At 29.9% G+C, this 6,016-nt stretch carries 5 protein-coding genes; all 5 read right to left on the reverse strand.

Annotated features, from left to right (window positions below):
- Positions 1-366: 366 nt before the first annotated feature.
- Positions 367-1,101 carry a hypothetical protein gene (locus tag CAP51_RS17085; RefSeq protein WP_087621972.1) on the reverse strand — a complete coding sequence of 245 codons (735 nt, stop codon included), beginning with the start codon at positions 1,099-1,101 and terminating at the stop codon, positions 367-369.
- Between the two features lie 478 nt (positions 1,102-1,579).
- Positions 1,580-2,350 (reverse strand): hypothetical protein, encoded by a 771-nt coding sequence (locus CAP51_RS17090; protein ID WP_087621973.1) that lies wholly within the window; start codon positions 2,348-2,350, stop codon positions 1,580-1,582.
- A 21-nt stretch (positions 2,351-2,371) separates the two neighbouring features.
- Positions 2,372-2,980: a hypothetical protein gene (locus tag CAP51_RS17095; protein WP_087621974.1), complete on the reverse strand. Its 609-nt coding sequence runs from the start codon at positions 2,978-2,980 to the stop codon at positions 2,372-2,374.
- 15 nt (positions 2,981-2,995) lie between these two features.
- Positions 2,996-5,323, reverse strand: a complete 2,328-nt coding sequence (locus tag CAP51_RS17100) for a LysM peptidoglycan-binding domain-containing M23 family metallopeptidase (RefSeq protein WP_087621975.1) — start codon at positions 5,321-5,323, stop codon at positions 2,996-2,998.
- A gap of 3 nt (positions 5,324-5,326) precedes the next feature.
- Positions 5,327-6,016: DUF2345 domain-containing protein (locus tag CAP51_RS17105; RefSeq protein WP_140404458.1), on the reverse strand; the 690-nt coding region annotated here is incomplete at its 5' end.

The following is a 6,016-nucleotide window of genomic DNA, read 5'->3' on the forward strand; positions in this document are numbered from 1 at the left end:
GGATTAAAGTATTGATCACGTACTTTAACAATCAGTTGATATTCAAATAATGCATTGATCTTTTCATGGCCAGACAAGGTGTCAAACCAAAAGTAAGGTGTGCCATAATCACTTTCTGGCAAGGCTGTGCCGTATAGTTGGATTTGATGGTGCATTTTATATATGAAATTGATTTTAAAAATCAAAGAATAATGGATTTCTTAAAAAATGTTTGTTGTAGATTTTTTAAAATTTCGATACCTTCACCACCTGTACACTCTTTGAGAGCTTCCAGATGGATTTTTAAGAAGTTATGCTGTTTATTTCTTATAATTTAATAAATTTTTTAGGTTAGAAAATATTTTGTGATCATAATAAATACAATTCTTAGCGAGGTTCATTCTCAGATTTCATTGAATTTGTAGATATTTGTTTAAAACCCCCTATCTTAGTATCAAGTTTATAATGATTCACTTCAGTAAAATTTAAATCTGAATTTTTTTTATTAGTACATTTTTTTGTTGTTATCACTGTAAAATCTTTATTTATGACAAAATCTTGTTTGCATTGTCCATGATAAGGAATATTTGCAATTTTCTTAAAATCTATTTGCTCCATTTCTGAATCAGAACCTATATCTTTAGAAAAGTTAAAACGTTGCGTCCCTATATATATGCCACCCTCAACAATTCCGCTATTATTAACATGTAATAAAGAAAATACTTGCTCAGGCCCATCGCCTTCCATGTCTATATTTTGAATTATGATTGCATAGTAAAATGCATCATTTTCAACTGGTATATAGCCTATAACCTGGGCTAAAGAATGTGATTTTAAAGCAAAGAATTCATTCTTGTCCGTAGTAAATTTTGTTTTGTCTAAATCATACCAACCATTTTCCAATTTGGGTAAATTTTCAAAATCAATACTTGATATAGGAAGTTGTAAACAAGGAGCTTGTTTTAAATCTTTATTTTTTTCATCAAATATTGTATTACACGTAAGCGTATTCATATTATTACTATTCGTAATAGCATTTCCACAACTTTGTAGAAGACTAGCAACACCTAATAATATAAGTAGATTAAAGTATTTTTTTAAATCTTTAAATATCAGTAACATTTGGTGAGAATCCCTGTAAGTGTATGTGATGATGGTGATCTGGATAAGAAGTGGAATATGGTAACATACTATTATTTTTTATTTTTACAGGCCTAGATAAAAATCTTTTATACCCAAATTTATAAAGTGCATTTACAAACCGCACATTAGCGTCCCAATCAAAATGAGCATGGGTTGTATAGGTTTGCTCTAGACAATTGACCTAACAATACCGAAGCTCTTTGTACAGATGCATTAATGCTAATCTTCTGTTCCACTATACTCTTTACATATCTTACATTTACTAGTTTTTACCATTAATCAACCCAAATCCGTATACAAAGCCTGTCAACATATTCAGAGAAATTATACTTGCGCATCCGTTTTTTTAGTAAAGGAACGCCCACGGTAAAAAATTATATAGGAAGTTAAGCATATTGAAACTATGATAACCTCCTTATTCAAACTAAATAAAAACTTAAAAACTGTAAAAATCAATTTAATACAATTTTTTTTCATACACAGTACGATTGGAATTAATAATTTTAAAATATTTTCCAGCTGTATTTTCCTCATCCAAAGCCTGAACTTCTAATATTGTTTTAGTATTTTTTTTAGAAGCACCTAAAATTAAATCAGTTTGGGTACACGAAAATTTGATAATGTTTCCATTTACAATTTTATAATCTCTTCCTTCTAGTATACAAATTCTACGAGAATTCAAAAAATCATTTAACTTTTTATGTATCTTTGGATCAAATGTTTCCAAATATGCTATGGTTTTATTTTTACTATCATAAATATATAAATAACCATGTTGAATATAGTCTTTTGTTACAGGTTTATACTCAATCATATCCCATGTGAACAGAGAAAATCGTGGATTATTTATTGGATAATTAACAATTAAAAACCCTGGTTTTTCTACCATTACTGACTTAACTTTGAAATTATTATTTCCATCAATTATCGATAATTCTTTCACATTAAAATTAGATAGGTCATTTACTTTAACATCTAAATAAATATGATTATTTAGCTTTAATTTACCATTATTCATATTTAATTGATTAGAAAAAATCCATTTATTTCCATTATATTCAATAGGAAAGCCATAATATTTATACCCTCCCTCATCATCGGATTGAACACCATTTTCGACTTGAATATAAGTAGATGATTCAATTATACTAATATCAGGTATATTAGATAATGTATGACTAGATACAAGAAACATCATAAATATGCCAAGGAATTTTATTTTTTTCATCAATATTTTCTCCAAACAGCTCTAGCACGGACTTGATAGATTTAAAGCAACTAATTTTTTATCTAAATAATACGCATAAATTAAATCATCATTGTCTTTTTCTCTTATTATATATACAATATTATATAAAACTTTTTCTTCTGAGCCATTAACACTAAAATATTGATTTGATTTATTTTTTTCTAGAAATATTTCATATTTTTTTGGAGGTAAATTCTCCATTTTAAAATTATTGTTTATTATAAAATTATTATATATTATTTTAAAGTTATCTGGAATATTTACAACACTTGTAATAATTGCCTTATTATCCATAGCATTAATACCCATATTCCCTAGTAATAATATATTTTCAATATCTCCTTCATTTTCTGAAAAAAAACCACCACAATCACCTACTTCAGATATTTTTATAGATTTAATATTTAAAATTTTTTCTAATTCATTAATATAGTTTTGACTTTTTACTTTTGCAAAATCGATCAATACATCATTGTTAGATTGATTTTTTTTAGGAAGATTTTCAACTTTTATTGAATCTATATTTTTACTGTTTACACTTGTATCTGGAACTCCACAGGAAGATAAACATATTGATAAAATCATCAAACTTGACATTAAAATTTTCATTTTTCATTACCAAAATTAAGGTTGAGGAATTGATGGAAAAAATGGCAGCGGGTCAAATCTACCAATCAATCCTTTTCCAGGACTTTCCGTAGAAACATGACGAGCCTCAAAATGTAAATGACCACCTTTCTCAATGGTGCTCATTCCACTAGCATTACCACTACTTCCTGTTTTACCTAATATAGTACCAGCTCTAACATCAGGGTCAGTTTTTAATTTAGGCTCAATGTAACTAAGGTGTGCATAAAAAAACCAAACTGCATCACCTTTCACTTTGTTTCTAGCATAAGTTTTCTGTGGTTCTGGGAGGTCATCTATTTGGCATTGTAATACTATAAACGCACCAAAGTTTACTGTACTTGAATACTCTTCAACAATACTGATTATCCTACCATTTGCAACTGCAATGATATTAGTTCCTGAATTTGCTGCAAAATCTATACCTTGATGGTTGCGAGTATTGTTATTTCTAACTTTTCCAAATGTTGCTGATCTTGCTGATGCTAAACCAGCAGTTCTAATAACACAACTTGCAAGTGGATTATACCAACTTGAATTGCTAGATGATGCTAAACTCAGTTGCTCCGCTTTCTGTTCCAGTCCAAATGGTACCTCTACAATTACTGTAGGTTGATTAGTGCCTACAGTAAACTCTTTTAAAACATTATTTCCAGTTAGAATAACAAGTTTATCATTTACAGATGCTTTAACTGCTTTATCTAAACCCAAACTATCTGTGCTATGTAATTTACTACCATAAGGAGAATTTAATATAAACTTATAATTTTTAATTATATTTAGTGTATCTTTTGCTACAAATTTAATATCGAATATGACATTATTATTTATATTAGATTTACTTTCAGTAGTGAATGATTGATTTTCATTAGCTTTTGGCTTTACTAAAGATTTACCACCTAAAAATATGGCAATTTCCTCCATCGTTCTAGGTTTAACACCTTCTGTATTATGCATAAAATATTTTACATTAATCATTCCATCAACATAAGTATTCATTAACCACCATCGGTAAGCATTATTCGGATCATCTGGGAATTGCTTTTTGAGAGATTCTAATATCTTTCCTTCTCCAACTTGTGTTTGGACTGATGCCCAACTTTTGTTGGCTAAATGCATAATTTGATTATTCGCACCTTTAGCACCTTCATGATGTGCTAAATAACCTAGCTTTGCTAAATCTTCTGCGGTTAACTTATCTATTTTCTCTAGATTGTAATTTTTTTTGAGCTCTTCAATATTCTGCTTTGCATAAGCAGCACCAAAATCAATTGATAACTCTGCATTATATTTCAATATAAGTCTATCTGCTTCCTTTACAATTTTTTCATGATTCACTTTTTTATATAACAATGTTTTCTTGAACTGCTCATTGTCACCTCTACAGGCACTTAGCCATGTTCCATCTAAAGCTTGAGTTAAACCACCGGCACTAGTAGATGTATTCTGAGAGTCTGCTTTCCATTCGCCATCTTTAGTTTTTGCTGCTTCAGCATTCACTTTTGCTGCCAAAGCTTGAGGACTGAAACCAAATTTCCTAGCAGCATCAATAATATATTTACGATATTTTTCATTAATTGGTGTCAGTTTCAGATTCTCAGCTGTAAAAAGCTGAGCAATGTTAATTGATGGCTTACCATTTTCCGTTCTAACATCTTCAATTGTAGCTTGAGGATATTTTAAATTTGAAATATCATTTTTCTGGATATTATTACTTGGAGATTTTTTATTATCAGTATGAATAGATTGTTTCCTTTCTTGTTGATTATTATTTTTGTTATCTAATTCTGCATCATGAATAGTTTTGTTTTTTTCGATGGTTTCTTGTTTAATAACTTGTGCTGGTTTATGCTCTCCACCTTTTTCAGGTAAAGTATTCCCCTTGAGCTTAAAAGTTCGAGAAGTTAATGTTAATTTTTTTTTACCTAATGGCAAAATTTTATAATAAGCAATTAAAGCATAACTTCCATTAATTTTTTGAAAATATACTTTTAAACCCGCCATATGATTCATGATATCTATGCTCTGAATTTCACCATTACTATCACATTTAACAATAAGGGATTTTGAATCAAACTCCAACATTAACTGAGCATTTTTAATTGGTTTAAAACTGTAATCTAAGATTTTAAAACTTAATGTAGTTTCTGCAACTGGATAATTTTCATCTTTGGAAGATAAATATATTTTTTGACCTGGATAAATTATATGTTTCTTCCTTCCATATAAATCATTCCATTCGACAATTTTATTCAACTCAATATGGTAAGCATTACTAATGCTCCATAGTGTATCACCTGATTTTACGATATGAAACTTTACCATGTATTATTTCTCATGAAATGTATTTATATTAGACTCGAAATCATCATATTGTGGCCCATGTTCTCCAGGATCAAATTCAGTAGCTTCATCAATATCATCTTCAAAAATCCCACTCCATTCAGAATCTCCTATAATAGCTATATATTTAACTTGTTCATTTCCACTTTTATACTCAACCTCACCAGTATCACTGGTAGTACCTTTCCATAGCAATTTTTTAGAATCGACATTATATAATTCCACAGGTATTTGAGACCGTACTATACCTTCTAAGGAAAATAAATTAAATTTCTTCATAAAAGGACCAACAGTGGGTAATTCAGGGAAAATTGCATTTACTCTTTGCCCTACCAACAACTTATGCTCCGAAGCTTTTACTTCAAATTTACCACTGGTAATGACTGTAATCCCATTACTCTCAATAGTAAGCTGAGAAGAACCACCCGTTAAAACAATCTTCTTAGGACTTGTGATATTTATATCACTCTCAGTCGAAATCACTTGTACCAATTGCCTTGCAATCGCCTCTAGTTCCCCATCCTGTGCCTGAATCTCAACCTTATCCTGACCCGAAAATAACCTTGCACCACCCTGTTGCGTAAACAAACTTATGCCCGAATAACTACTGGCAAATAAGCGTCCTCCTACGGCCAGACTCACATCCTCTCCACTACTCAACGCAATCTGTTCTTC

The organism is Acinetobacter populi, assembly GCF_002174125.1.
Classification (GTDB): Bacteria; Pseudomonadota; Gammaproteobacteria; order Pseudomonadales; family Moraxellaceae; genus Acinetobacter; species Acinetobacter populi.